The following is a 23,996-nucleotide window of genomic DNA, read 5'->3' on the forward strand; positions in this document are numbered from 1 at the left end:
GACGTCGGTCAGCCGTCCGCTCAGCGCGCCGCGCCCAGGATCGTGCCGGCGAGAACCGGGCCGCCGCGCTGGTGCTGGTCAGTCTGCACCAGAACGACATAGCCGTCGGCATTGGGCTGCTGTGTGACCGCAAGCGGCGCCGTCAGCGACACCGCCGCACCCGACCAGTCTCCGACGCGGGTGACGGCGCGCACGACATTGGCATAGGTCACGGTCTTGCCGGAATTCTCGCCGCGCTCGATCGGCACCAGGGTCTTGCGGCTGAACGAGACGACCCAGACGCCGGCAGGCTTCTCACCCGTTACGATCTCGCTCGCCGAAAGCGCGATCGTCAAGGCGCCATCCGCCTCCTTGACCGCGATCTTGACGGGCAGGCTGGTCGTGGCCTGCTCGCGGACCATCGCCTCGATGCCGGACTTGTCGGAGCCGACGATATGGCTGGTGCCGTTGACCACGGCCTGGGGCGTGTAGACCTGGCCGTCGCCGCGCGCCTTGGCATAGAGCTTCTGCCGCTTGGTGAAGGCCGGCTGGCCGAGCGTGTCCTTCCAGCCGAGATAATCCCAATAGGTCACCGGGAAAGTCAGTGCGATCAGGCTCGGATCCTTGGCCAACTCGACGAAGAGCGCATCGGCGGCCGGGCAGGACGAACAGCCCTGGCTGGTGAAGAGCTCGACGACCGCTCGCGGCTGCACCGGCGCCTGTTGCGCATGGGCCGGCATCCCGGCCGAGAGCAGGGTGACGAGTGCGGTGAGGAGACGATAGCGAACGGACATCGGGATCAACTCGAGGCCAGATACAAGCAGGCCGCTACCAAAAGCGCCAGTGCCCGCTCACTTGGAAATCACTTTGCCTTGAAAACCGGGGTGATCGGTGTCCTTTCCCCAAAATGTCGCAGGGCCTCGGTGCCGATCATGTTCGGGCGCCAGCGCCGGTGCATCCAGAGCCACTGCTCGGGATGCTCGCGGACCCAGCCGTCGACCACGGCGGTCATCATCGCCATGGCGCCGGTGACGTCGATCTCGCCATTGGCGTCGCGCGGCAGGTCGAGCGGTGGCGTCAGCTCGATGCGGAAGCGATGGTTCGGCAGGCGGATGACGCGCACCCCATGCACCGGACATTCGAAGCGCCGGGCGAACTTGCCGAGGATCGGGTTGGTCAGCGCCGGCCGTCCCAGGAAGGGAACCACGACGCCGCGGGTGAAATGCTGATCGATCAGCATGCCGAGATGGCCGCCCTTCTCGAGCACGCCCTGCATGGCGAAGGCGGCGCCTTGCTTGGCGGCGGCGAGCCCGCCCATGGCGCCGGAGCGGATCTCATGGACGACGGCGGCGATCGCCGGATCGTTCGGGGCGCGGAAGACGGCGGTGGTGTCGAGATCGTAGGTGGCGGCGCAGATCGCCGGCAATTCCCAGTTGCCCAGATGGGAGGAGAAGATCAGCCCCGGCTTGTCGTCGTCCTTCAGCGCGATGAAGTGCTCGATGCCGACGACCTCGACCCGGCCATTCGGGTCGGGGTTGGCGTAGTCATAGTCGAACAATGTCTTGAGATGGGCGTATTCGGCGACGGTGCGGCCAAGATTCTCCCAGCCGCCGCGGACGAGGCGCCTGGCCTCGGCATCGGCGATGCCCGGGAAGGCGGCGCGGACATTGGCGTAGGCGACGCGGTTGACCGGGATCAGCGGGCTCGCGCTGCGCAGGAGCCAGCCGCCGAAATTGGAGGCGCGCTCCGGCCCGAGCGCGCGCAGGAAGGCGAAGAACGCGCGCACCAGCCCGATCATCAAGCCTGCGCCGATACGCGTCGCGAACTGCTTCAACCGCTTCAAGCTAGGATCCCGGCCGGTCAGGCGCGGGTCGGGCCCGCCGCCGGATCACGCTGCGTTCGGCAGGAAGCGCCCGAATGCGGGTACGTGATCGATTTCCAATATCCGGCGTCCTGCTTTAGGCGACGATCGCTCGCCGCCGTTCATGCAAGACACCGGGGCGCGACTTGCGGGATCGCAGCCGGCGCGTCAAGCCATCGCCGCAGATCGGCCGGGCTTCAGAGCGTGACGATGACCTTGCCGAAGACCTTGCGGCCCTCGATCCGGGCGAGGCCCTTCTCGAACTCGGCGAGCGGGAAGACCGAATCGATCACCGGCTTCAACCCGGCCGCCATCTTGTCGAGCGACTGGCTGATGTTCTCGATCCGGCAGCCGAAGGAGCCGAAGATCCGGTATTGCTGCTGGAAGAGTTGCATCAGGTTCATCGTCGTCGAGGGCCCGGAGGTGGCGCCGCAGGTGACGAGCCGGCCGCCGCGCTTCAGGCAGAGCAGCGAGCCGTTCCAGGTGTCGGCTCCGACATGCTCGAAGACGACGTCGACGCCCTTGCGCTTGGTGAGCTGGCGAACCTCGCCCTCGAAGCGCTCGGTCTTGTAGTTGACGACGAAATCGGCGCCGAGCGCCTTGGCCTTCTCGCCCTTCTCGTCGTCGCCGACCGTGGTGTAGACGGTGCAGCCGATCGCCTTGGCCATCATGATCGCGGCCGTGCCGATGCCGGAGCCGCCGGCATGGACGAGGATCGACTCGCCGGGCTCGAGCTTGGCATTGTCGAACAGCATGTGCTGGACGGTGCCGAAGCCGATCGGCGCGCACGCCGCCTCCTCGAAGCTGACGCCCTTCGGCGCCTTGATCACCAGGCGTTCGGGCCGGTTGATCAACTCGCGGGCGAAGCCGTCGATATGGAAGCCCATGATTCCGGCGACGTTCTCGCAGAGATTGTCACGGCCCTCGCGGCAGGCCTTGCAATGGCCGCAGGTCTCCGCGCCGTACATGGTCACGGTGTCGCCGACGGCGAATTTCGTCACACCCTCGCCGATGCAGACGATCTCGCCGGCCGCCTCGACGCCGGCCGCCTGCGGCATCTTGCGCTTGGCGAAGGCCATGCCGCGAAAACCCCAGAGATCGAGATAGTTCAGGCCGACGGCGCGAACCCGAATCTGGACCTCGCCTGGAGCGGGCGGCGGCGGCGGATCGATCTGCTCGAGACGGAGGTCGCGGTCGCCATGGAGCTGGAGGGAGAGCATGGGGCTTCGTCTTTCAGAACTGGTCCGGCCATTGCCGGGAGGCATGCAAGGCAGCGAGGATTTCAACGCGTTCGTCACGAACGCGGTAGGGAAGAATATAAGGCGTACCCGTCACCACGAATTCGCGGGTGCCGTCAACGCGGCCGGGGCGGCCCATGCTCGGTTGATCGATCAGCGATTGGGCCCTGGCCTCGATCAGAACCGCTAGCCGCTCCGCCGCCGATGGGCTGTCAGCGGCGACATAGGCGAAGATCGCATCGATCTCTGAGAGAGCCCGCGCGATCCAGAAGAGCTTCACGCCTTGGTCCGGTATTTGGCAAAGACGGCCTCGACTTCCTGGTCGGTGGCGAACTTGCCGCGATCCGCCTCGGCGACGCCTTCCTTGATGCGGGCAATCTGCCAGGCATTGAGTTCGACATAGTTCTCGATCGCCTTGGCGGCGAGCCAGTTGCGCGAGCGGTCGGTGTCTGCCGCCAGCGCGTCGAGCTTGGCGAGGGTTTCGTCGTCCAGGCGGATGGTGAAAGCAGCCGTCATGATGGTTCACTCCGGTTCAGGGTGAACATAGGCACTCCCCAGCGCAGCGCCAAGCGCTGCGCGTTTGCCATGTTTCACGTGAAGCGTTCGTGCAGAACTCAGCGATGGACGCCCATCTGCGCCATCAGCCCGCCATCGATCGGCAGGACGGTGCCGGTGATGTAGGCGGCCGGCGGGCTCATCAGGAAGGCTGCGAGACCGGCGACCTCGTCCGGCCTGGCGAAGCGGCCGGCCGGGATCTGGGCTTCCATCTTCTCGCGATAGGCAGCATAGGGCGCCATCATGTCGGTGTCGACGAAGCCGGGCGCGATCACGTTGACGGTGACGCCGCGCTTGCCGGTCTCGACCGCCAGGGTGTTGGCATAGGAGATCAGCGCACCCTTGGAGGCGGCATAGGCGGCATTGCCGGGGTTGCCGCGCAGGGCCGCGACCGAGCCGATCGCCACGATACGTCCGGCCCTGGCGCGGATCATGCCGCGCACCAGGCTCTTGGCGAGGCGGGTGAAGGCCCAGAAATTGACCTGCATCGCCGCCTCGGCCTTATCCTGCACCATCATCGCGGCGAGCGAATCATAGGGCTGGCCGGCATTGTGGACGAAGCCGAAATAGGCTTCGTCCTCGGCCCTCTCGCAGAAGGCATCCAGCGCCGGCTTGTCAGAAAGATCGAGTGGCAAAGCGCGGATGGTGCGGCCGGGCTGTGCCTGCGCGATTTCGGCGGCGAGCGCCTGCGCCTGTTCGCCCGAGGAGCGATAGGTGAAATCGACGTCGTGGCCGGCGCCTGCCAGCGCGCGCACGATCGCGGCGCCGACACCCTTGGCGCCGCCGGTGACCAGGATCCGCGTCATGATGCTTTCGGCTCCGCGGTCAGGACGAGGCAGGTGTTCTGGCCGCCGAAGCCGAAGGAGTTCGACAGCACGGTGCGGACCTTGGCGTCGCGGGCCTGGTTGGGCACGACGTCGAGCGCGATCGCAGCATCGGGCTGCTGGTAGTTGATGGTCGGCGGGATCCGGCCATTGGCTATGGTCAGAAGCGAGATCACCGCCTCGACGGCGCCGGCGGCGGTCAGCGTATGGCCGAGCATCGACTTGTTCGAGGAGATCGGCAGGCTGGCCATGCGCTCGCCGAACACGGCCGAGCAGCTCATCGCCTCCATCTTGTCGTTTTCCGGCGTCGAGGTGCCGTGGGCGTTGATGCAGTCGACGTCCTCAGGCGTCAGGCCGGCATCGGCGAGCGCGTCCTGCATGGCGAGGATCGCGGGCTTGCCGTCCGGGCTCGAACGGGTGCGGTGGAAGCCGTCGCCGCGCTCGCCGCAGCCGGCGACGATGCCCAGAATGGTCGCGCCGCGGGCCAGAGCGTGGTCGTAATCCTCGAGCACCAGCGCGCCCGAGCCCTCGCCCATGACGAAGCCGTCGCGGTTCTTCGAGAACGGCTTGGAGGCCGCTTCCGGCGGGTCGTTCTGGGTCGAGAGCGCCGAGAGCAACGAGAAGCGGATCAGTGCCTCGGCATGGACCGAGCCGTCGGTGCCGATGCACAGGGCCGCCTGCGTCTCGCCGCGGCGGATCGCCTCGACGCCCATCTGGATCGCGGTGGCGCCCGACGAGCAGGCGGTCGACAGCGAGATCGGCGAACCTCTGGTGCCGAATTTCTCGGCGATGTGCTCGGCGACGCCACCGAACAGGAAGAGCTCGTGCATCGCCTTGTATTTATGGGTCGCGGCGGCGCGCAGCAGGGCGTCGTAATCGGCCTCGCCCTCGATCGCCTGCGCCATTTCCTGCTTCTGCGGCCATTCCATCTCGACCGGCGGCACCGCCATGAAGAGCTCGCCCGGGAAATCGCCGGGCGTGCCGAGGCCGCTCTGGGTCACGGCCTCCTCGGCGGCGAGCGTCGCCAGCTTCTCGGAGAGCTCCGGCGCGGCAAAGGGCCGGTCGAACAGGAAATCGACGGTCGCGGCGATGGTGGTACGCAGTCCCTCGGTCGGGAAGCGCTCGATGCGATGGATGCCCGAGCGGCCGGCGGTCAGCGCCTGCCAGTTGGCGTCCTTGCCCTGACCGAGCGAGGTGATGATGCCGATCCCGGTGACGGCGACGATCGGGCGGCCCTGGCTGTCGCGATGGCTAGCGCTCATGTCCTGGCTCCTCACGCCTTGACCAGTCGGGCGGCGCCTTCGCCACGCCAATGGGCGGCTCCGGTGACGATCGCTTCTTGTGCCGCGTCGGTCGAGAGCGCGGCGGCGGCGAGCGCCACCGAAACCGGGAAGGCGGCCTCGACGGCGTGGCCGACGAGGTCTCCAGTGGCGATGCGCTTCGCCTTCGGCGCGGCCGCAGCGATGGCGGCGGCCTCCTCGGCGGTGATCCCGGCGCAGCCTGTCGCGGCAGAGATGGCGAGCGCGCCGGTCGTGGCCGGCCCGAACCCGCCGAGCAACTGGTCGAGCCCCTTGGCGACCGAGCCGGGCTGGCGCCGGCTGCGATGCGCGCCGACATGGCTCAGCCTTGCGTGGGCATGGGCGCCGCGCGCCTTGGCGTGCTCGGCCGATTCCAGCACCAGGAAGGCGGCGGCGCTGCCGGTGATCAGGCCCGGCGCGTCCTCGCGGGCGAAGACCGGCGCGAAGCTGCCCGTGCGCAGGAAGCCACCGAGCTCGAAGAGCAGCAGCATGTCGCGCCGTTCGGCATTATAGGCACCACCGACCAACATCACCTCGGACTGGCCGGCCGCGATCCGGGCATGAGCAGTGCGGATCGCATCGACGCCGGCCTGCTCCTCGCCCATGAAGGTGCGCGAAGCGCCGGTGACGCCGTGGACGATCGCGATATTGCCGGCGAGCAGATTGGAGAGCTGGGCGAGGAACAGTGTCGGCCGGAGATCGCCCATCAGGCGCTCGTTCAGGAAGGGGCCGGGCTGGTTGGCGCCGCGCAATCCGGTGAGGATCGCGCTGTCGACGGCGTGGTCGCGCTCGCCGCCGCCAGCGGCGACGATGACCTGCAGCCTGCTCTTGGTTTCGGCATCCTCCTTCAGACCGGCGGAGTCGAGGGCGAGGCCGGCGGTGTAGACGCCGAGGCGCTGCCAGGGCTCCATCTGGCGCTGGTCGGACTTCTTCGGGATCTGGCGGTCGAGCTCGAGCGGCTTCAGCGGATGGATCGGATAGGGCGCGAAGCTGGTCTCGTCGACGATCGGGGCCGTGCCCGCGGCGAGGGCCCGGGCATGTGTCTCGATGCCTTCGCCGAGGCTGGAGGCAAGGCCGATGCCGGTGATGAGGACGTCATGTGCCATGGTCAGGCCGCTTCCGGGTTGAGGCCGATGGCGGCGATGCGCGCCTCCATCAAAGCGCGCATGTCGGCGGGGAAGGGCATCAGGCGGAAGCGCAATTCGGCATCGCAGATCGGCTTGCCGTCGATCGTGATCTTCGCCTTGGTCGCGGCATAGCCAGAACCCTCATGGACGAGCTCGGCGCTGACATCGAGCACCGCATCGGGCTCGACGAAGGTACGGAAGCGCGCCTTGTCGACCATCATCAGGAAGGGCATCTGCGACAGCCCGTTGAGGGCGAGCAGGAGATAGCCCGAGGCCTGGGCCATGGTCTCGGTCAGGAGCACGCCGGGAACCAGCGGGTGGCCGGGAAAATGGCCCTCGAAGACCGGGCTCTTCGAGGGGACGGTCGAACGGGTAACGATGCGCTTTTCCGCCGGAACGAAGCTCGCGACCTGATCGATCATGTCGAAATATTCGAGGCGCATGCAATTCCAACCGGTTGGAGGCGGGCGCCTCGGGAGAAGCGCGCGCGGCGCTCATCCGGGGGCAGGCCTGTCTCTCATTAAGGAGCTGGAGCAGGATGCGAAAAGCCGGGCTGCGCCTTTTCGCATTCTGCACCAGGCGCCGCGTTGGAGAGTTCATCCTCCGCGCCGCGGCGCTTCAGCGTCCTGCTGTATCGGTTGCGCCGGCCGCGCTCAAGGCCGCCGGGCGGATCGGCCGCTCCGGCAGGACATCTATCGGACCGATCAATGTGGTGTTCGGCCGGTCAGGCGGCCTTGGCGGCGACGAGGTCGTCGATGCGCTTGCAGAGATTCTCGAGCACGAAATACTGCTCGGCCGGCGCCTTGCCCTCGTTGACCTCCTGGGTCCACTGCTCGAGCGGCAGCTTGATGCCGAAAGCCTTGTCGATCGCGAAGGCGATGTCGAGGAAGGCGAGCGAGTCGATGCCGAGATCGTCGATGGCGTGGCTCTGGGGCGTGATCTTCTCGCGCGGAATGTCGCAAGTTTCCGAAATGATGCCGGCGACCGTCTCGAACGTGGCGGACATGCGGGTGCTCCCGTCGTTTTCAATGATGAAGGCGGATGGCATCCGAGCGCGGAAAGCTCCCGCGCCTGCCCCAAGCCCCCCGCCGAGGAATGGCTGTGATCGCCCCCTTACACCTCGGTGCAGAATTGGACAACCGTGAGGCGCTGCAAGAACAGAACGCCCGGTCTGCAAACCGGGCGTTCCGAGGGGCGGGCAAGTCGCCGCCAAGTCTTTGCCGAGAAGTCTTCGCCGAGACCTTGCGGTCCCGGCGTTTCGGCTCAGGCGGCGATGCCGCGCAGCACGTAGTGCAGGATGCCGGCGTTCTTGAAGTAGTCGAGCTCGTCCAGCGTATCGATGCGGCAGAGGATCGGCACCTTCTTGACCTTGCCGTCGGCCGAGGTGATCTCCGCCTCGAGCATCTGGCGCGGCTTGACGGTGGCGAGGCCCTTGATGGTCACGGTCTCGTCGCCCTTGAGGTCGAGCGAGGCCCAGCTCGTGCCCTCGGCCAGGGTGAACGGGACCACGCCCATGCCGACCAGGTTCGAGCGGTGGATGCGCTCGAAGCTCTGGGCGATCACGGCCTTGACGCCGAGCAGGTTGGTGCCCTTGGCCGCCCAGTCGCGCGAGGAGCCGTTGCCGTATTCGACGCCGGCGAAGATCACCAGCGGCACCTTCTCGGCCGCATAGCGCATCGCCGCGTCGTAGATCGGCAGCTCTTCCTTGCTGGGATAGTGGATGGTGTAGCCGCCTTCGCGCCCGTTCGGCCCCATCATGTGGTTGCGGATGCGGATATTGGCGAAGGTGCCGCGCATCATCACCTCATGGTTGCCACGCCGGGTGCCGTACTGGTTGAAGTCGGCGACGGCGACGCCGTTGTCGATCAGGTACTTGCCTGCCGGCGAGGCGGCCTTGATCGAGCCGGCCGGGGAGATGTGGTCGGTGGTGATCTTGTCGCCGAACAGGCCGAGGATGCGCGCACCCTGGATGTCGGTGACTGCCGCCGGCTTGCGGCTCATGCCCTGGAAATAGGGCGGGTTCTGCACATAGGTCGACTTGTCGTCCCAGGCATAGGTCTGGCTCTTGGGCGCATCCACCGCCTGCCAATGCGCGTCGCCCTTGAAGACGTCGGCATATTTGGCCTCGAACATCGCGCGGGTGACGTTCTGCTGGATGAAGCTCTGGATCTCCTTGTTGGAGGGCCAGATGTCCTTGAGATAGACCGGCTGGCCGTCCTTGCCGGTGCCGAGCGGCTCCTTGGTCAGGTCCATTTGCACCGAGCCGGCGAGGGCATAGGCGACGACCAGCGGCGGCGAGGCGAGATAGTTCGCCTGCACGTCGGGGGAGACGCGGCCCTCGAAGTTGCGGTTGCCGGAGATCACGGCGCCGGCGATCAGGCCCTGCTCGTTGATCGCCTTGGAGATCGGCGCCGGCAGCGGGCCGGAATTGCCGATGCAGGTGGTGCAGCCGAAGCCGACCAGGTTGAAGCCGAGCGCGTCGAGATCGGTCTGCAGGCCGGACTTCGCGAGATATTCGGCGACGACCTGCGAGCCGGGCGCCAGCGAGGTCTTGACCCAGGGCTTTACCGAAAGCCCCTTCTCGACCGCCTTGCGGGCGAGCAGGCCCGCGGCCATCAGCACCGACGGGTTGGAGGTATTGGTGCAGGAGGTGATGGCGGCGATCACGACGTCGCCATGGCCGAGATCGAAGGGCTTGCCCTCGACCGGGACGCGGCGGGCGATCTCGGCGGCCTTCTTGTACTCGGTCTCCATGGCGGCGGCGAAGCCGGCCTTGACGGCGGAGAGGTCGACGCGGCCCTCGGGGCGCTTCGGGCCGGCCATCGAGGGCTGCACCGTCGAGAGATCGAGTTCGAGCGTGTCGGTGAAGATCGGATCGGCGGTCTCGGGCGTGGCGAACAGGCCCTGCGCCTTGCTGTAGGCCTCGACCAGGGCGATCCGGTCCGACTTGCGGCCGGTCGTGGTGAGATAGTCGATGGTTTCGCTATCGACCGGGAAGAAGCCGCAGGTCGCGCCGTATTCCGGGCCCATATTGGCGATGGTGGCGCGGTCGGCCAGCGTCAGATTGTAGAGGCCGGGGCCGAAGAACTCGACGAACTTGCCGACGACGCCCTTCTTGCGCAGCATCTGGGTGACGGTGAGCACGAGGTCGGTCGCGGTGATGCCCTCGCGCAGCGAGCCGGTCAGCTTGAAGCCGATGACCTCGGGCAGGAGCATGGACTGCGGCTGGCCGAGCATGGCGGCTTCCGCCTCGATGCCGCCGACGCCCCAGCCGAGAACGGCGAGGCCGTTGACCATGGTGGTGTGCGAATCGGTGCCGACCACGGTGTCGGGATAGGCGACCTCGACCTCGACGCCGTCGATCGTCTCGGTGCGGGTCCAGACGGTCTGGGCGAGGTATTCGAGGTTCACCTGGTGGCAGATGCCGGTGCCGGGCGGGACGACGCGGAAATTGTCGAAGGCGCCCTGGCCCCATTTCAGGAACTTGTAGCGCTCCTCGTTGCGCTCGTATTCGAGCTCGACGTTCTGCGCGAGCGCCTTGGGGGTGCCGAACTCGTCGACGATCACCGAATGGTCGATGACGAGGTCGACCGGGACGAGCGGGTTGATCTTGGCCGGGTCGCCGCCGAGCGCCACGACGCCGTCGCGCATCGCGGCGAGATCGACGACGGCGGGAACGCCGGTGAAGTCCTGCATCAGCACGCGGGCGGGGCGGAAGCCGATCTCCTTGCCGGCCTTGCCCTTGTCATCGGCCCAGGCGACGAAGGCCTCGATATCGGCCTTGGTGACGGAGCGACCGTCCTCGAAGCGCAGCAGGTTCTCGAGCAGCACCTTCATCGAGAAGGGCAGGCGGGAGATGCCGGTCAGGCCGTTCGCCTCGGCGTCGGGCAGCGAATAATAGGTGTAGGTCTTGCCGCCCGCAGTGAGCGTACGACGACATTTAAAGGAATCGAGCGAGGCCATATCGGCTTACATCCTGATCAAGGGGTTGCGGTCGCGAGCCGGAGACCCTTGCGGAATCAGCCGGTCGAAGGCCTATTGCGCATGACGCGCGCGCCGCCCCGGGAGTGCCCGAGCCCCGCGCCGGATCGGCGTGCGGCGTAGCCACGGGTTCTATAGATCAATTCCAAGAAGGCCGCTACAGGGTCGATGCGCGCTCCGCGAGGGCCGGCATGTTCGAGGAAAAGCGCGGGTTTCGTGACGCAGATTTCGCATCAGACCCTGACATTGAGCGCCGAGGGCCTCGTCTGCCGGCGCGGCGGGCGGCTGATCTTCGAGGGAGTCGGCTTCCGGCTCGGCAATGGCGAGGCGCTGGCGCTGACCGGGCGCAACGGCGCCGGCAAGTCGAGCCTCATCGCCATGCTCTGCGGCCGCCTGCGCCCGGAGGCGGGTACGATCCGGCTCGAAGGGCTGGACGAGACACCGCTGACCGAGGCGGCCCATCTCGTCGGCCATCGCGACGGGCTTAAGAGCGCGCTGACGGCGAAGGAGAATCTGCGTTTCGCCCAGGATCTGCTCGGCGGCGCGGCCGCGACGCCGGAACAGGCGCTGGAAGCGGTAGGTCTGCCGCATGTCGGCGCGCTGCCGGTCGGTTATCTCTCGGCCGGGCAGAGGCGGCGTGTGGCACTGGCCCGGCTTCTCGTCGCAGCGCGGCCGCTCTGGCTGCTCGACGAGCCGGCGGCGGCGCTCGACGTCAATGCGCAGGCGATGCTGGTCGGGCTGATGCAGGCGCATCTTGCGGCGGGCGGGGCGATCCTGGCGGCGACGCATGGGCCGCTCGGCATCGATGCCGCGCGCGAACTCAGGATCGGGCCGTGAGGCGGGCTTTCTTCGCCGTGCTCAGGCGCGACCTTGCTCTGGCAGCCCGGGCTGGCGGCGGCGGCGAGCTCGCATTGGTCTTCTTCCTGACCATGGTCGTGCTGGTGCCCTTCGCGCTCGGGCCGGATCTCAACCTGCTCTCGCGCATCGGCCCGGCCATTCTCTGGCTGGGAGCACTGCTCTCAACCCTGATCGGGCTCGACCGGCTGTTTCAGGCCGATGAGGAGGACGGCTCGCTCGAACTGATGCGGGCCTCGCCGCTGCCGCTCGAGCTTAGCGTGTTCGCCAAGGGACTGGCGCATTGGCTGACCACCGGGCTGCCGCTGGCGCTGGCCGCGCCGCTGCTCGGCCTGCTCGTCGCCTTGCCGGCCGAGGCGATCCTGCCGCTGGTCGCGAGCCTCATAGTCGGAACGCCGGCGCTGAGCTTCATCGGCGCCTCGGCCGCTGCTTTGACCGCGAGCCTGCGCCGCGGCGGGCTGATCCTGCCGGTGATCGTCGCGCCGCTGACGGTGCCGGTGCTGATCTTCGGCGTCTCGGCGGTGGATGCCGCGCGCGGCGGCCCGCTGCCGGCCGGCACGCCGCTGCTGATCCTCGGAGCGATCACGCTTTCTGCGATCGTGGTCGGCAGCATCGCCGCCGCGGCTGCGCTGCGGCAGTCGGAGTAGCCCTGCAAAGGGCTCGGCGGTCAGGCTTCGTCGAGCTCGAGCGCGCAACCGCTCTGGGCGGCGAGCTGCATGACGACCGCGGCGATATCCTCCAGCGCGACATTATCGCCATTGAAGCGCAGCTGTACTTCCTCGGCGACGGCGAAGACGTCGAGCACTCGGGATTCACCAGCCCGCAGGCGAACGGTCGCCTCGACATCGCGCTGCATAGGCGCGGAAAGCTTCATGAGCATGGGAACACCCTCCTGCCGGCAAGGCTAGGCCACTTTGGCGAGAGGTGCAATAAAAATGAAATATTTCAAATGGTTAGTAGGTTGTGCCGACGCTGCCTTGCCAGTATGAGCCACCGCTGCTGCCGATTGCCCTTCTGGTTGTGAATGTGCATTCTGCGCCTATATCGTCAGTTACTCATTCGTAGCGTCGCGGGGGGCGCCATGTCGGATCTCGAACGCGGCGAGCGGCTGCAGATCATGCTCAGCGCCGAGGAACTGCGTGCCGTCGAGAATTGGCGCTTCGAGAAGCGCATGCCGAGCCGAGCGGCCGCAGTGCGCGAATTGCTGCGCCGCGGCCTGCTCGCCGAGGGCTTTACCGTCGCGGGCGAAGGCGTGCGTTCCGGCAGTTTCGGCGTGGTCGACAAAAGCGGTGCCAACGATTCACTGGACAAGGACGAGGCCTAGCCGCCGGCCCTAACGTCGCAGGCTGCTAGGCCGGATTGTGAGCCGGGCCGGCGATTGCTACATGCTCTCTGGTCGAAAGAAGAGCATCGTCCTCTAGCGCGAGCCCATGGCAAGCCTGATCGAACTGGCCAATCCGGCGCGCTTCATGCGCCTTTCGAATGTGCTGCTGCCCTGGGTCGCCGGCATCGCGGTGCTGTTGCTGCTCGTCGGCTTCTATCTCGCCTGGTTCGTCGCTCCGGCCGATTACCAGCAGGGCGAGACCATCCGCATCATGTATCTGCATGTGCCGGCCGCCTGGCTGGCGATGATGTTCTATTCGATGATGGCGTGCTCGGCGCTCGGCGTGCTGATCTGGCGCCACCCGCTCGCCGATGTCGCGCAGCAGGCGGCGGCGCCGATCGGGGCCGCCTTCGCGCTGATCTGCCTGCTCACCGGCTCGTTCTGGGGCAAGCCGATGTGGGGGACCTACTGGGTCTGGGACGCACGGCTGACCTCCATGCTGGTGTTGTTCCTGCTCTATCTCGGCGTCATCGCCCTCAGGCGCGCCATTGACGAGCCCTCGCGTGCCGGACGCGCGGTCGCGATCCTGACGCTGGTCGGCAGCGTCAACATCCCGATCATCAAGTTTTCGGTCGACTGGTGGAGCACCCTGCACCAGCCGGCCTCAGTGCTGCGGCTGAGTGGGCCGACCATCCATACTTCGATGCTCTGGCCGCTGCTGATCCTGGCCGTCGGCTTCACGCTCGCGGCGCTGTGGCTGCACGCGGTGGCGATGCAGGCGGAACTGCTGCGCCGGCGGGTGCGGACCCTGAAGATCCTCGAGGCGGAGCGCCTTGACCGGTTGTCCCTGCAGGCGGCGGAATGATGCTCGAACTAGGCCCTCATGGCGGTTTCATCCTCGCCGCTTATCTGGCCTCGGGCCTGATCCTGTGCGGCCTCGCCGCCCTGATCCTGCTCGACCGCCGGGCCCAGCGCCGCGCGCTGGCGCTGCTGGAGCAGCAGGGCATCGGCCGCCGCTTAGAACGGAAGACGTCATGAGCGAGACCTCCGCTGAAGCTCCGGCCAGGCGCTCGCCCTGGCTCTTCGCCATACCGCTCATCCTGTTCGGGGCGCTGGCGCTGGTCTTCCTGGCGGGCCTGTTCTCCGGCGATGCCAGCAAGGTGCCCTCGGCGCTGATCGGCAAGCCGGCGCCGGCCGTAACGCTGACCGAGCTGGAAGGGCTGCAGCGCGACGGCAAGCCGGTGCCGGCCTTCGGCATGGCCGACCTCGCCAAGGGCAAGGCGACGATCGTCAACGTCTTCGCCAGCTGGTGCGCGCCCTGCCGGGTCGAGCATCCCTTCCTGGTCGCGATGGGCGAGTCGCCTGCGGTCAAGCAGGGCAAGGTCGTGCTGGTCGGCATGAACTACAAGGACGAGGCCGAGAATGCCCGACGCTTCCTCGGCGCGCTCGGCAATCCCTATTCGGCCGTCGGGGTCGATCGTCCTGGCCGCGCCGCGATCGAATGGGGCGTCTATGGCGTGCCCGAGACCTTCCTGATCGGCCCGGACGGCCGCATCGTCGACAAGCATGTCGGGGCGCTGACCGGCGAGAGCGCCGCCCGGCTGCTGGCCAAGGCGACTGCTCTGGCGAAGTGAGGCGCGTCAGCGCCGTGGTTCGCGCCGGGCTGCTGAAGCCTGCCTTGAAACGAAAAAAGCTGCGACGAGCGCAGCTTTCTCGAAACAACGGTCTCCATGGGGCGCGGCTCCGTGTCCTCGCTCCCCCTGGATTATGATGCGAGGCGTCAGGCCGCCTTCCGGCCGTTGACCAGGCTCTCGAACATGCCGCGCCCGTCGGTGCCGCCGACCAGCCCGTCGATCAGGTTCTCCGGATGCGGCATCAGGCCGAGCACATTGCGCTTCGGCGAATAGATGCCGGCGATGTGGTTGAGCGAGCCGTTCGGATCCGCCTCGGCCGTGATCTGGCCCTCGGCATCGCAATAGCGGAAGGCGACGAGGCCCTCGCCTTCGAGCCGGGCAAGCGTCTCGGCATCGCAGATATAGTTGCCTTCGCCATGGGCGATGCAGACATCGATCACCTGCCCCTTGGCATAGGCGGAGGTGAAGGCGGTGTCGTTGCGCTCGACGCGCAGATGCTGGCGCTTGCAGACGAATTTCAGATTGGCGTTGCGAGCGAGCACGCCCGGCAGCAGGCCGGATTCGCAGGCGATCTGGAAGCCGTTGCAGATGCCGAGCACGAGGCCGCCGCGCGCCGCATGGGCCCGCGTCGCGTCCATGATGTGGGCGCGGCCGGCAATGGCGCCGCAGCGCAGATAGTCGCCATAGGAAAAGCCGCCGGGCAGCACGACGAGGTCGGTCCCGGCCGGCAGCTCGTGGTCGCCATGCCAGACATGCGCGACGCTGGCGCCGGCCTGCTTCAGAGCCTTGGCGACGTCGCCATCGCGGTTGGAGCCCGGAAAGGTGATGACGGCGGCTTTCATCGGCTCAGACCCCGATCTCGACGCGGTAGTTCTCGATCACCGTATTGGCGAGCAGCTTCTCGCAGGCGGCCTTGAGGGTCTCCTCGGCCGCGGCCTTGTCGGTGTCGGCGAGCTCGATGTCGAAGACCTTGCCCTGGCGTACCGAGCCGACGCCGGCGATGCCGAGGGATTTGAGCGCACCCTCGATGGCCTTGCCCTGCGGATCGAGCACGCCGGTCTTGAGGGTGACGGTGACGCGGGCTTTCATCTTGATCTCCGGTCGGAAGTTTGGCGGTGGCTTAGCCGTGAATCGGCGCCGGCTCAACTCTTTGCTGGTCCAGGACGCCGCTTCAACGGCTTTCCCAGGTGGCGCGGGCATAGTCGCGGGCGGCCTGCGAATCATTGGTGACGGCGATGGCGAGCGACAGCACCTTGTCCTTGCGGGCATAGAGGATCGCGGTCGAGGCGAGGCGGTGGCCCTCCCTGGCGCGGATCTCGACCTGGATGCCGCTGGTGCCGTCGAGCTTGAAGCGCGAGACGGTGGTGGTGCTCGCCGGCCTGGCCGGTTTCTTGTCCTTGCCGCGCGTTGCCGAGGCGGTGAAGGCCCGCGCCAGCCTTGCTGGGTCCGATGCCAGCGCGCGCTCGATCTCGACGGCGCGGCGCCCTTCGAAGCTCAGCAAGGCGGCGACGCCGGGGCGGATGCAATCCTCCGGCGGGCAATAGACGATCGCCTTCGGGGTAATGCCGTCATTGACGACCCAGCTCTGGATCGGCAGAGGCTCCCAGCCGCGGCCGGCAGCGAGCTGGACCAGGCCGGGCCCGAAATGGTCGGCACAGCCGGCGAGCAGCACGACCGCCAGTGCCAGGGCGCCGAAACGCAAACGGGAGCGCAAGCGCCCCCGTTTCGATGTCGGTTCGACAGCGATCCCGGCGCTCACTGCACCAGGCGCGGCCCGGCCGGGCCGGTTTTCTCGTTCTCGCCCATGATGCCGAGGCGGCGGGCCACCTCGGTATAGGCCTCGATCAGCCCGCCCATGTCGCGGCGGAAGCGGTCCTTGTCCATCTTGTCCTTCGACTTGATGTCCCAGAGCCGGCAGGAATCCGGGCTGATCTCGTCGGCGACGACGATGCGCATCATGTCGCCTTCCCAGAGGCGCCCGCACTCCATCTTGAAGTCGACGAGGCGGATGCCGGCGCCGAGGAACAGGCCGGAGAGGAAATCATTGACGCGGATGGCGAGCGCCATGATGTCGTCGATCTCCTGCGGCGTCGCCCAGCCGAAGGCGGTGATGTGCTCTTCCGAGACCATCGGGTCGTTCAGCGCGTCGTTCTTGTAATAGAACTCGATGATCGAGCGCGGCAGCTGCGTGCCTTCCTCGAGGCCGAGCTTGGTCGACAGCGAGCCGGCCGCGACGTTGCGGACCACGACCTCGAGCGGAATGATCTCGACCTCGCGAATCAGCTGCTCGCGCATGTTCAGCCGGCGGATGAAATGCGTGGGGACGCCGATATCGTTGAGGTTCGTGAAGATGTACTCGGAAATCCGGTTGTTCAGGACGCCCTTGCCGTCGATCACTTCATGCTTTTTGGCGTTGAAGGCGGTCGCGTCATCCTTGAAATGCTGGATGAGCGTTCCGGGCTCAGGTCCTTCGTACAGGACCTTCGCCTTGCCTTCGTAAATGCGACGGCGGCGGTTCATCGGGATATACCGTGGCTTGAGGAAATCCAATGGGTCGGCCTCTCTCTGGTCGCGGTTTCCCGCGGCGGGATCTTGGCCCTGTTCAGCACGCTGTCGCGCAATCCCGTGGCTCTTTCGAGTTCGATCCTAACGCGCCGGTCCGGCTGGTTCTCGCGCGCTCGCTTCCTGAGGAGTCTGCCGCGCTTCGCGCTATATGGGCCTTTCGCGCCGCAAACGCAACAAAGCGCGCCGGGGCGTCTCGAAATCTGTGCGGCCGGCCCGCGGCGCGCTCGCCCCTAGCCGCATCGGCTGGCGCATTCTATATGGCGAGGAAGGCCGAGATCGGCCGATCTGCCGCAAACCCCGCGATTCCGGAGAGGACCAGAACCGTCATGGCGACATTCGACCAGCGCAAGGATGCTTTCGAGAACAAGTTCGCGCATGACGAGGAACTGCGCTTCAAGGCGATGGCCCGCCGCAACAAGCTGCTCGGCCTCTGGGCCGCCGACAAGCTCGGCAAGAGCGGCGCCGACGCCGAGGCCTATGCCAAGTCGGTCGTTCTGGCCGATTTCGAGGAGGCCGGCGACGAGGACGTGGTGCGTAAGGTCAAGGCCGATTTTGCGGCCGGCAATGTCGCGGCCGGCGACAGCGAGATCCGTCAGGTCATGCAGGATCTGCTGCTCCGGGCGGCCGAAGAGATTCAGGCCGGGCGCTGAAGCGCCTCGCCACGGCGCCGCGCCGGGCAGGCGCGGCTGCCGGTGGGGAAAGGCGCGCGATTCGCAAGGCGTCCCCGAGCCGGGCGCATGCCGGATGGTTTGCCTTTGGCCTGCGATTGGGTCCAGTTTCAGCGTGCCGCCGACGAAGAGCGGCCGCAACCGGATGAAGCTGCCCGATGACCGCCACCAAGCCGACCGTGCTCTCCTCGCTCGCAGACCGTCTCGCCAAGGGTGAGACGCTGCTTTCCGCCTGGTGCGGCCTGCCGGACCCGAGCATCGCCGCGATCCTGGCGCAGGAAGATTTCGATGCGGTCACGCTCGACATGCAGCACGGCCCGATCACGCTCGGCGAGGTCATCCGGGCGATCCCGCTGATCAATGCCGCCGGCAAGCCCGCTCTCGCCCGCATCGCGGTCGGCGAGTTCCAGAACGTCTCGAAGCTGTTCGATTCCGGCGCGTCCGGCGTGATCGCGCCGATGATCAACACGATCGAGGATGCCCGCCGTCTCGCGGCCTATGCCAAGTATCCGCCGCTCGGCGAGCGCAGCTGGGGCAGCTATGGCGGCCTCGGCGCCTCCGGCCTCGACCAGAACGGCTATCTCAGGCAGGCCAATGATTTCTCGCTGACCTTCGCGATGATCGAGACGCGCGAGGCGATGGCGATCGTCGACGACATTCTCGCCATCGACGGCATCGACGCGCTCTTCGTCGGCCCGTCGGATCTGTCGATCGCGCTATCGGGCGGTACCTCGGTCAACGCCTCGGCCAAGGAGGTCGACGACGCGCTGCGCCATATCGTGGCGCGGGCGAACGCGGTGAAGAAGCCGGTCGCCTTCTATGCGGCGAGCGCCGAGCGCGCCAAGCAGGGCGTCGAGCTCGGTGCAAGACTGGTGACGGTGATGAGCGATACCGGCCTGCTGCGTGCCGCCAGCCAGGCGGCTCTCAAGGTGATCAAGGGCTGAAAGCCCGACCACTCCCGCGCCTCGAACAAGCGCGGGAGCGGTCCAGGTTTCTGCTCATCGCTTTCTCGTCACGCGAGCCGGCGGCCACTTCGCTCGAAAACACGCCTATGGCATCGGACGGAAAAGTGGACTCCACTTTTCGGAAAATTACGATGCGATAACAATGGGATAGATCACCGTGGCCGCGTCCGGACGGATGCGCGGTGATCTAGGCGTTGACGCCTTCGCGCGCCTTGAGCGCGGCGTAATAGGCCCAGAGCAAGCGGGCCGCGACGCCGCGCCAGGGCCGCCAGGCCTCTGCCAGAGCGAGGAGCTCGGTCGGTTTCGGCCGGACGGCCAGCCCGAAAGCGAGCTTCGCCGCTTCCTGCACGGCGAGGTCGCCGGCGGCGAAGCCGTCACGGTGGCCGAGGCAGAACAGCAGATAGACATCCGCCGTCCACGGCCCGATGCCCGAGACGGCTGTCATGTGCTCATGCACGAATTCGGGCGTCGCCGTTTCTAGTCCGGCGAGGTCGAGGCGGCCTTCGGCGATCGCGGCGGCGACGGCGCGCAAGGTCTTCTGCTTCGGCCGTGACAGGCCCGACAGCCGCATCTCCTCATCGCTCGCGAACAGGACTCGCTCCGGCGTCAGCGGGGCGAACACGCCTTCCAGCCTTGCCCAGACGGCGCGGGCGCTGGCGACCGAAAGCTGCTGCGAGACGATGATCGAGGCGAGGCTGGCAAAGCCGCTCTCGCGCCGGCGTAGCGGCGGGATGCCGGTGCGCGCAATGATCGGCTCCCAGGCCGGGTCGAGGGCGGCGAGGGCGGCCATGCCCTCTTCGAGATCGGCGTCGCAGGTGATTCTCGGCATGGTGGGCAATCTAGGGTGCAGGCTGGCGCCGATCCTGTCAGGAGGGTGCGGGCTTGGCGACGCTCGGCTCCGACCATAGACAGGAGGCGATGGCGAAGTCCCCTCCCGTTTTCCGTTTCGCACCGAGCCCGAACGGGCGGCTGCATCTCGGCCACGCGCTCTCGGCGCTGACCAATGCCCGCCTGGCCGCCGCTTTCGGCGGGCGGCTGCTGCTGCGGATCGAGGATATCGACCTCGCGCGCTGCCGGCCGGAATTCGAGCAGGGCATCCATGACGATCTCGCCTGGCTCGGCCTGCATTTCGACGGCGCGGTTCGGCGCCAGTCGGAGCATTTCTACGATTACCGCAGCGCGCTGGCACAGCTGCAGGAGATGGGGCTGATCTATCCCTGCTTCTGCTCGCGGCAGGATGTGAAGCAGGCGGTCGCCCGGCGCGAAGCCGAAACCGGCGAGCCCTGGCCGCGCGATCCCGATGGCGCGCCGCTCTATCCCGGATGCTGCCGCAACCTGTCCGGAGCGGAGCAGCGTGGGCGGATCGCGGCCGGCGAGCCGCATGTGCTGCGCCTGGCCATGGATCGCGCGCTCGCATGCACGGGCGCGGATCTCTCCTATTCCGTCTTCGATGCCGAAGGAGCAGTGCGGCGGATCGCCGTGGATCCGGCGCGCTGGGGCGATGTCGTGCTCGCCCGCAAGGACGCACCGACGAGCTATCACCTCGCCGTCGTGGTCGACGATGCGCTGCAGGGCGTCAGCCATGTCGTGCGCGGCCGCGATCTCGAGGCGGCGACCGCGATCCATCTCATGCTGCAGCGCCTGCTCGGCTTGGCCGTGCCGCTCTACCACTTCCACCGGCTTCTGGCCGACGAGACCGGTCAGAAGCTGGCCAAGAGCCGGCAGTCGCCGGGGCTCGCCGATCTGCGGGCCCAAGGGGTGACGCCTGCCGCGATCCGCCGGCAGCTCGGTTTCACGTGAATCGCCGACCGGCCGAGATCATCCGAGCGCTCGCCTCAGGTCGCGCCGAGCCAGCTCAGCCAGAAGATCGTGGTGAAGAGCGAGAGCGCGGTCGAGAGCGCGATGGCACTCGAGGCATCGGCCATGCCCTGGCGATAGCGCTCGGCGAAGAGATAGGCGTTGACCCCGCAGGGGCAGGCGGCGAACAGCACCGCGACTCCGGCCCAGACCGGCGGCATCGCAAAGACTTTCGTCGCCAGTATCAGCACGATCAGTGGATGCACGACCAGCTTGAGCCCGCTCAGGACCACCGGCAGGCCGATGCCCGAGGCCAGGCCGTAGCGGTGGAGCGCGATGCCGAGGCTGATCAGCGCGCAGGGAACCGCCGTCGCGGCAATCAGATCGATGATCGTCCAGAGCGGTGCCGGCACATGCGTAACGACCGGGCGCACTGCGGCGCCGAGCAGGATGCCGAGGATCAGCGGGTGCATGAACAAGCGTCGGAGCATGAGGCCGAACGAGGCTGCGCGTCCCTCGGCCAGCACGGTGGCGACGGTCATGGTCACCGGCAGATGGATGACGAGCAGCAATCCGAGCGGCACCGCGCCGGCCTCGCCATAGGCTTTCAGGATCATCGGTATGCCGACGAAGACCGTGTTCGACTGGGCGGCGGCGAAGCCGGAGACGACGAGTTCGGGGCCTTTGCGCCCGAAGACGCGGCTCGCCACCAGCTGGGCGATGAGCCAGACGACGGCAAGCCCGGTGAAATAGGAGATCCAGTAGCCCCAGGGCTGCGCGGCGGGGATCGCCGCGGTCGCCAGCGTCTTGAACAGCAGGCAGGGCACGGCGAGGACGAAGACGAAATCCGAGAGCCCCTCGCCGGTGCTTTCGCGCAGGATCCGGGTCCAGCGCGCGCCATAGCCGAGCGCGATCAGGCCGAAGACGGGCAGGACGGTCAGCAGCGCGGCGAGCATCGGCGTCAGGCCCCGGAGCCGGCTCAGCGCGCCTGCGCGGTCTGGCCTCCGGCCCGCACGATCAGTCCCAGGACTTCGTCGCGCTGGCGCTTGAATTCGGCGAGCGCGCGGCCGTCGAGCTCACGCCCGCGGGGCACCTTGATCTTCATCGGGTTGACGAAATTGCCGTTGACCATGACCTCGTAGTGCAGATGCGGGCCGGTCGAGAGGCCGGTGTTGCCGAGGAAGCCGATCACCTGGCCCTGGCGGACCTTGACGCCGGGCGCGATGCCCTTGGCGAAGGCCGACTGGTGCGAATAGCTGGTGACGTAGCCATTGGCGTGCTGGATCTCGATGCGTCGGCCATAGCCGGAATCCCATTCGGCCTTGATCACCGTGCCGTTGCCCGCCGCCAGGATCGGCGTACCGATCTTGTTGGCCCAGTCGACGCCGGTATGCATCTTCGAATAGCGCATGATCGGGTGGTAGCGCATGCCGAAGCCCGAGCGCATCTCGGCATCGCTGATCGGCTTGCGCAACAGGAACTTCTTCAGCGAGCGTCCGTCCGGATCGAAGAAGTCGATCAGCCCGTCCTCGGGAGCCTGATAGCGGAAGACCTGCCGGGTTTCGCCGCCGATGGTGAGCGAGGCCGAGAGAATTTCGGCGCGCTCGCCCTCGTCCTCGTCGGTGAAGATCACCTCGAGGCTGTCGCCGCCGCGGACGCGCTGCTGGAAATCGAGATCATAGGAGAAGATGCGGACGAGCTCGTCGATCAGGGCGCGCGGCAGGTCATGGCGCAGCCCGGTCTCGTACAGGCTCTCATAGAGCCGGGCGCCGGTGCCGCCGCTGTCCTCCTCTTCCTCCTCCTCCTCGTCATTGCCGGTCTGGGCCTTCTGCTGCGGGCCGAGCGTCTCGGCCTTGGGCAGTGCGACGGGGGTGAAGACGCCCTTGTCGTTGATCGCGACCATCGCGGCCGGGCGGCCATTATCGAGCAGGGCGATGCGGACGATCTGGCGCGCGTCGCCCGGCCGCGGCCCGGGTGCGAACAGGGCCTGCAGGACCTGGCCCTCGGGCAGCGCGGCGATCTTCACCTTGCCGCCGAAGGCGTTGATCATCGAGATGATCTGGTCGCGATTGGCGCCGGCATTGCGGACCACGGTCTCGAAATTCTCGCCGCGGCGGGTGATCAGCAGCTTCTCCTCGACCAGCGGTTCGCGTGTCGCGGCGATCGGCGCCTTCAGCGCATTGGTGACGTTTTCCGGGACGACGCGGACCTCGATCCCGGAGAAGGAGGTGTCGGTCGCCGGCGCATAGCCGAGTAGATCGGCGCTCGCAGCGGCGGCGCCCTGGCCGAGGGTCCGGCTGAGCATCAGCTGCGGCGGGATCGGCAGGGCGGCGCGACGGTCGCTGGCGGCGAGGTTGGCGCGCTCCTCCTCCATCTGTGCGATCACCTCGGCGTCGCTCAGATTGGCCTTGCTCGCCTGGATGGTCAGCTCGGCGAGATCGCGCTTGGTGATCGAGACATCGGCATCGGGCAGGTCGGTCACCGGCTCGGCATAGCGCTCGCTGCCGGGTGCGCCCTCGGCGAACAGGCGCAGCGGATTGAAGGGCGGGATGTTGGTGGCATAGACGCCAGTGGTCAGCGAGAGATTGGAGGCGAGGCGCACATAGGGGCGGACCTTGATCACCTCGCGATCGCCGACGCGCTGGGACATCGGCGCGCGCGCGCTGTGCCTGGCCGAGGCGATCGGCTGTTCCGCCACGAGCTTGTCGCCCTTGCGGGCGCCGCCGCCGAGACCTGTGACCTGGCGCGTGGTCACCGTCTCCGGACGTTCGGCGAAGCTGGTGTCGCCGCGCATCGCGACGAGGATCGCGCCACCGAGCAGGGCCGCGCCGCAGGAGCCGACCAGCATGCAGGCCGACAGCCAGCGCAGCGACACCCCGCGCCGGTCCAGGCCGGCCGGCGAGGCGCCCGCCGGCTGGATCGGCGGATCGATGCCGAGATCGACGAGCAGCGCCGCCGCTTCCGGCGTCAGCGGCTCATGCGGGGATCTCAGTTCGGGGGGAGCATTCATGAGGTGAGCTTGGCCGAGTCCATCGATCGCCCGTCGGGCTGGTGCCGCGGGCGGCAGATTCTCCGTCGAATTCCAGGCCGAGCATGCCCGCCTCGCGCGTGGGAATCAAATCTATCCCCGGCGGACGGGCCGGCAGCCCTGCTTGAAAGGGCAGTGCAGGGGGAATGCGGCCCTTTGCGGGCGAGGCCGAGTGTTCGGCATTTTGGCTTTCTGTGCTGAATTTTGGGTTGTGAGTGGCTGTTGTGTTGTTTCCGGGTGTTTGTTGATTGTCTTAAGCTGTTGTTTTTGTGGTGTTTTTTGTTGTTTGGGTGTTTT

Annotated in this window: 28 protein-coding genes; 9 read left to right on the top strand and 19 right to left on the bottom strand. The window is 67.3% G+C overall.

Going from position 1 to position 23,996, the window contains the following annotated elements:
- Positions 1-20: 20 nt before the first annotated feature.
- The 11 genes from ACWGRX_RS24525 to acnA all read right to left on the bottom strand — a co-directional run bounded on the left by ACWGRX_RS24525 (position 21) and on the right by acnA (position 10,845).
- Positions 21-773: a DUF1223 domain-containing protein gene (locus ACWGRX_RS24525; protein WP_452119687.1), complete on the bottom strand. Its 753-nt coding sequence runs from the start codon at positions 771-773 to the stop codon at positions 21-23.
- A 68-nt stretch (positions 774-841) separates the two neighbouring features.
- A complete protein-coding gene (locus tag ACWGRX_RS24530) occupies positions 842-1,822 on the bottom strand; it encodes a lipid A biosynthesis lauroyl acyltransferase (protein ID WP_291639040.1) in 981 nt (326 codons plus the stop codon).
- Between the two features lie 215 nt (positions 1,823-2,037).
- A complete protein-coding gene (locus ACWGRX_RS24535) occupies positions 2,038-3,060 on the bottom strand; it encodes a zinc-binding dehydrogenase (RefSeq protein ID WP_452119688.1) in 1,023 nt (340 codons plus the stop codon).
- Between the two features lie 13 nt (positions 3,061-3,073).
- Positions 3,074-3,358 (bottom strand): type II toxin-antitoxin system RelE/ParE family toxin, encoded by a 285-nt coding sequence (locus ACWGRX_RS24540; protein ID WP_452119689.1) that lies wholly within the window; start codon positions 3,356-3,358, stop codon positions 3,074-3,076.
- Positions 3,355-3,594 (bottom strand): CopG family ribbon-helix-helix protein, encoded by a 240-nt coding sequence (locus ACWGRX_RS24545; RefSeq protein WP_452119690.1) that lies wholly within the window; start codon positions 3,592-3,594, stop codon positions 3,355-3,357. Before ACWGRX_RS24545 ends, ACWGRX_RS24540 begins: the two co-directional genes overlap by 4 nt.
- A gap of 98 nt (positions 3,595-3,692) precedes the next feature.
- Entirely contained in the window at positions 3,693-4,439 is a 747-nt protein-coding gene (locus ACWGRX_RS24550) for an SDR family oxidoreductase (RefSeq protein ID WP_452119691.1), read from the bottom strand.
- On the bottom strand, positions 4,436-5,719 hold the full coding sequence (locus tag ACWGRX_RS24555) for a beta-ketoacyl-ACP synthase (RefSeq protein WP_452119692.1): 1,284 nt from the start codon (positions 5,717-5,719) through the stop codon (positions 4,436-4,438). Before ACWGRX_RS24555 ends, ACWGRX_RS24550 begins: the two co-directional genes overlap by 4 nt.
- A gap of 11 nt (positions 5,720-5,730) precedes the next feature.
- Complete coding sequence (locus ACWGRX_RS24560; protein WP_452119693.1) at positions 5,731-6,861, bottom strand: beta-ketoacyl-ACP synthase; 1,131 nt, start codon at positions 6,859-6,861, stop codon at positions 5,731-5,733.
- A 2-nt stretch (positions 6,862-6,863) separates the two neighbouring features.
- A complete protein-coding gene (locus ACWGRX_RS24565) occupies positions 6,864-7,325 on the bottom strand; it encodes a 3-hydroxyacyl-ACP dehydratase FabZ family protein (RefSeq protein WP_291649736.1) in 462 nt (153 codons plus the stop codon).
- Positions 7,326-7,606: 281 nt separating this feature from the next.
- Positions 7,607-7,888 (bottom strand): acyl carrier protein, encoded by a 282-nt coding sequence (locus ACWGRX_RS24570; RefSeq protein WP_066473700.1) that lies wholly within the window; start codon positions 7,886-7,888, stop codon positions 7,607-7,609.
- Positions 7,889-8,145: 257 nt separating this feature from the next.
- A complete protein-coding gene (acnA, locus tag ACWGRX_RS24575) occupies positions 8,146-10,845 on the bottom strand; it encodes an aconitate hydratase AcnA (RefSeq protein WP_452119694.1) in 2,700 nt (899 codons plus the stop codon).
- Positions 10,846-11,103: 258 nt separating this feature from the next.
- Between acnA and ccmA the strand changes: the two genes are divergently transcribed.
- Together ccmA and ccmB are read left to right on the top strand one after the other, a co-directional pair.
- The gene (ccmA, locus tag ACWGRX_RS24580; protein WP_452119706.1) at positions 11,104-11,700 is read left to right on the top strand and encodes a heme ABC exporter ATP-binding protein CcmA; all 597 of its coding nucleotides are present in this window, start codon (positions 11,104-11,106) and stop codon (positions 11,698-11,700) included.
- Positions 11,697-12,365, top strand: coding sequence for a heme exporter protein CcmB (gene ccmB / locus ACWGRX_RS24585; RefSeq protein ID WP_291639049.1), 669 nt, complete (start codon positions 11,697-11,699; stop codon positions 12,363-12,365). The genes ccmA and ccmB overlap by 4 nt, the downstream gene beginning before the upstream one ends.
- 20 nt (positions 12,366-12,385) lie before the next feature.
- On the opposite strand, the gene ACWGRX_RS24590 is transcribed toward ccmB, so the two are convergent.
- Positions 12,386-12,598, bottom strand: coding sequence for a hypothetical protein (locus tag ACWGRX_RS24590; protein ID WP_291649741.1), 213 nt, complete (start codon positions 12,596-12,598; stop codon positions 12,386-12,388).
- 201 nt (positions 12,599-12,799) lie between these two features.
- On the opposite strand from ACWGRX_RS24590, the gene ACWGRX_RS24595 reads away from it, so the two are divergent.
- The 4 genes from ACWGRX_RS24595 to ACWGRX_RS24610 all read left to right on the top strand — a co-directional run bounded on the left by ACWGRX_RS24595 (position 12,800) and on the right by ACWGRX_RS24610 (position 14,676).
- On the top strand, positions 12,800-13,042 hold the full coding sequence (locus ACWGRX_RS24595; RefSeq protein WP_291639051.1) for a hypothetical protein: 243 nt from the start codon (positions 12,800-12,802) through the stop codon (positions 13,040-13,042).
- A 106-nt stretch (positions 13,043-13,148) separates the two neighbouring features.
- The gene (locus tag ACWGRX_RS24600; RefSeq protein ID WP_291639052.1) at positions 13,149-13,907 is read left to right on the top strand and encodes a heme ABC transporter permease; all 759 of its coding nucleotides are present in this window, start codon (positions 13,149-13,151) and stop codon (positions 13,905-13,907) included.
- On the top strand, positions 13,907-14,080 hold the full coding sequence (ccmD, locus tag ACWGRX_RS24605) for a heme exporter protein CcmD (RefSeq protein ID WP_452119695.1): 174 nt from the start codon (positions 13,907-13,909) through the stop codon (positions 14,078-14,080). The genes ACWGRX_RS24600 and ccmD overlap by 1 nt, the downstream gene beginning before the upstream one ends.
- Positions 14,077-14,676 carry a DsbE family thiol:disulfide interchange protein gene (locus ACWGRX_RS24610; protein WP_452119696.1) on the top strand — a complete coding sequence of 200 codons (600 nt, stop codon included), beginning with the start codon at positions 14,077-14,079 and terminating at the stop codon, positions 14,674-14,676. The genes ccmD and ACWGRX_RS24610 overlap by 4 nt, the downstream gene beginning before the upstream one ends.
- A 146-nt stretch (positions 14,677-14,822) precedes the next feature.
- On the opposite strand, the gene purQ is transcribed toward ACWGRX_RS24610, so the two are convergent.
- The 4 genes from purQ to purC form a co-directional block, all read right to left on the bottom strand.
- Positions 14,823-15,518, bottom strand: a complete 696-nt coding sequence (gene purQ / locus ACWGRX_RS24615) for a phosphoribosylformylglycinamidine synthase subunit PurQ (protein WP_291639055.1) — start codon at positions 15,516-15,518, stop codon at positions 14,823-14,825.
- Positions 15,519-15,522: 4 nt separating this feature from the next.
- The gene (gene purS / locus ACWGRX_RS24620) at positions 15,523-15,765 is read right to left on the bottom strand and encodes a phosphoribosylformylglycinamidine synthase subunit PurS (protein WP_452119697.1); all 243 of its coding nucleotides are present in this window, start codon (positions 15,763-15,765) and stop codon (positions 15,523-15,525) included.
- 82 nt (positions 15,766-15,847) lie between these two features.
- The gene (locus ACWGRX_RS24625) at positions 15,848-16,390 is read right to left on the bottom strand and encodes a hypothetical protein (RefSeq protein ID WP_452119698.1); all 543 of its coding nucleotides are present in this window, start codon (positions 16,388-16,390) and stop codon (positions 15,848-15,850) included.
- 41 nt (positions 16,391-16,431) lie between these two features.
- Entirely contained in the window at positions 16,432-17,226 is a 795-nt protein-coding gene (purC, locus tag ACWGRX_RS24630; RefSeq protein ID WP_291639058.1) for a phosphoribosylaminoimidazolesuccinocarboxamide synthase, read from the bottom strand.
- Positions 17,227-17,567: 341 nt separating this feature from the next.
- Here purC and ACWGRX_RS24635 point away from each other — a divergent pair, with 341 nt between their 5' ends.
- Together ACWGRX_RS24635 and ACWGRX_RS24640 are read left to right on the top strand one after the other, a co-directional pair.
- Positions 17,568-17,891, top strand: a complete 324-nt coding sequence (locus ACWGRX_RS24635) for a DUF1476 domain-containing protein (RefSeq protein ID WP_452119699.1) — start codon at positions 17,568-17,570, stop codon at positions 17,889-17,891.
- A gap of 176 nt (positions 17,892-18,067) precedes the next feature.
- On the top strand, positions 18,068-18,853 hold the full coding sequence (locus ACWGRX_RS24640) for an HpcH/HpaI aldolase family protein (protein WP_452119700.1): 786 nt from the start codon (positions 18,068-18,070) through the stop codon (positions 18,851-18,853).
- A gap of 208 nt (positions 18,854-19,061) precedes the next feature.
- On the opposite strand, the gene ACWGRX_RS24645 is transcribed toward ACWGRX_RS24640, so the two are convergent.
- A complete protein-coding gene (locus ACWGRX_RS24645) occupies positions 19,062-19,703 on the bottom strand; it encodes a DNA-3-methyladenine glycosylase family protein (RefSeq protein WP_452119701.1) in 642 nt (213 codons plus the stop codon).
- Positions 19,704-19,792: 89 nt separating this feature from the next.
- Between ACWGRX_RS24645 and gluQRS the strand changes: the two genes are divergently transcribed.
- A complete protein-coding gene (gene gluQRS / locus ACWGRX_RS24650) occupies positions 19,793-20,674 on the top strand; it encodes a tRNA glutamyl-Q(34) synthetase GluQRS (protein ID WP_452119702.1) in 882 nt (293 codons plus the stop codon).
- A gap of 35 nt (positions 20,675-20,709) precedes the next feature.
- Here the strand turns inward: gluQRS and ACWGRX_RS24655 are convergent, their stop codons facing one another.
- Positions 20,710-21,627, bottom strand: a complete 918-nt coding sequence (locus ACWGRX_RS24655) for an AEC family transporter (protein ID WP_291639063.1) — start codon at positions 21,625-21,627, stop codon at positions 20,710-20,712.
- A gap of 23 nt (positions 21,628-21,650) precedes the next feature.
- Complete coding sequence (locus ACWGRX_RS24660) at positions 21,651-23,681, bottom strand: M23 family metallopeptidase (protein WP_291639064.1); 2,031 nt, start codon at positions 23,679-23,681, stop codon at positions 21,651-21,653.
- Between the last annotated feature and the right edge of the window lie 315 nt (positions 23,682-23,996).

It is taken from the genome of Allobosea sp. NPDC055594 (assembly GCF_053618995.1).

Coding starts and splice junctions, on each gene's coding strand:
- acnA (WP_452119694.1), bottom strand. CDS start 10,845: ATGGCCTCGCTCGATTCCTTTAAATGTCGTCGTACGCTCACTGCGGGC.
- ACWGRX_RS24570 (WP_066473700.1), bottom strand. CDS start 7,888: ATGTCCGCCACGTTCGAGACGGTCGCCGGCATCATTTCGGAAACTTGC.
- ACWGRX_RS24600 (WP_291639052.1), top strand. CDS start 13,149: ATGGCAAGCCTGATCGAACTGGCCAATCCGGCGCGCTTCATGCGCCTT.
- ACWGRX_RS24655 (WP_291639063.1), bottom strand. CDS start 21,627: ATGCTCGCCGCGCTGCTGACCGTCCTGCCCGTCTTCGGCCTGATCGCG.
- ACWGRX_RS24565 (WP_291649736.1), bottom strand. CDS start 7,325: ATGCGCCTCGAATATTTCGACATGATCGATCAGGTCGCGAGCTTCGTT.
- purS (WP_452119697.1), bottom strand. CDS start 15,765: ATGAAAGCCCGCGTCACCGTCACCCTCAAGACCGGCGTGCTCGATCCG.
- ACWGRX_RS24610 (WP_452119696.1), top strand. CDS start 14,077: ATGAGCGAGACCTCCGCTGAAGCTCCGGCCAGGCGCTCGCCCTGGCTC.
- ACWGRX_RS24535 (WP_452119688.1), bottom strand. CDS start 3,060: ATGCTCTCCCTCCAGCTCCATGGCGACCGCGACCTCCGTCTCGAGCAG.
- gluQRS (WP_452119702.1), top strand. CDS start 19,793: ATGGCGAAGTCCCCTCCCGTTTTCCGTTTCGCACCGAGCCCGAACGGG.
- ACWGRX_RS24555 (WP_452119692.1), bottom strand. CDS start 5,719: ATGAGCGCTAGCCATCGCGACAGCCAGGGCCGCCCGATCGTCGCCGTC.
- purQ (WP_291639055.1), bottom strand. CDS start 15,518: ATGAAAGCCGCCGTCATCACCTTTCCGGGCTCCAACCGCGATGGCGAC.
- ACWGRX_RS24645 (WP_452119701.1), bottom strand. CDS start 19,703: ATGCCGAGAATCACCTGCGACGCCGATCTCGAAGAGGGCATGGCCGCC.
- ACWGRX_RS24590 (WP_291649741.1), bottom strand. CDS start 12,598: ATGCTCATGAAGCTTTCCGCGCCTATGCAGCGCGATGTCGAGGCGACC.
- ACWGRX_RS24560 (WP_452119693.1), bottom strand. CDS start 6,861: ATGGCACATGACGTCCTCATCACCGGCATCGGCCTTGCCTCCAGCCTC.
- ACWGRX_RS24640 (WP_452119700.1), top strand. CDS start 18,068: ATGACCGCCACCAAGCCGACCGTGCTCTCCTCGCTCGCAGACCGTCTC.
- ccmD (WP_452119695.1), top strand. CDS start 13,907: ATGCTCGAACTAGGCCCTCATGGCGGTTTCATCCTCGCCGCTTATCTG.
- ACWGRX_RS24550 (WP_452119691.1), bottom strand. CDS start 4,439: ATGACGCGGATCCTGGTCACCGGCGGCGCCAAGGGTGTCGGCGCCGCG.
- ACWGRX_RS24660 (WP_291639064.1), bottom strand. CDS start 23,681: ATGAATGCTCCCCCCGAACTGAGATCCCCGCATGAGCCGCTGACGCCG.
- ACWGRX_RS24545 (WP_452119690.1), bottom strand. CDS start 3,594: ATGACGGCTGCTTTCACCATCCGCCTGGACGACGAAACCCTCGCCAAG.
- ACWGRX_RS24635 (WP_452119699.1), top strand. CDS start 17,568: ATGGCGACATTCGACCAGCGCAAGGATGCTTTCGAGAACAAGTTCGCG.
- ACWGRX_RS24595 (WP_291639051.1), top strand. CDS start 12,800: ATGTCGGATCTCGAACGCGGCGAGCGGCTGCAGATCATGCTCAGCGCC.
- ACWGRX_RS24525 (WP_452119687.1), bottom strand. CDS start 773: ATGTCCGTTCGCTATCGTCTCCTCACCGCACTCGTCACCCTGCTCTCG.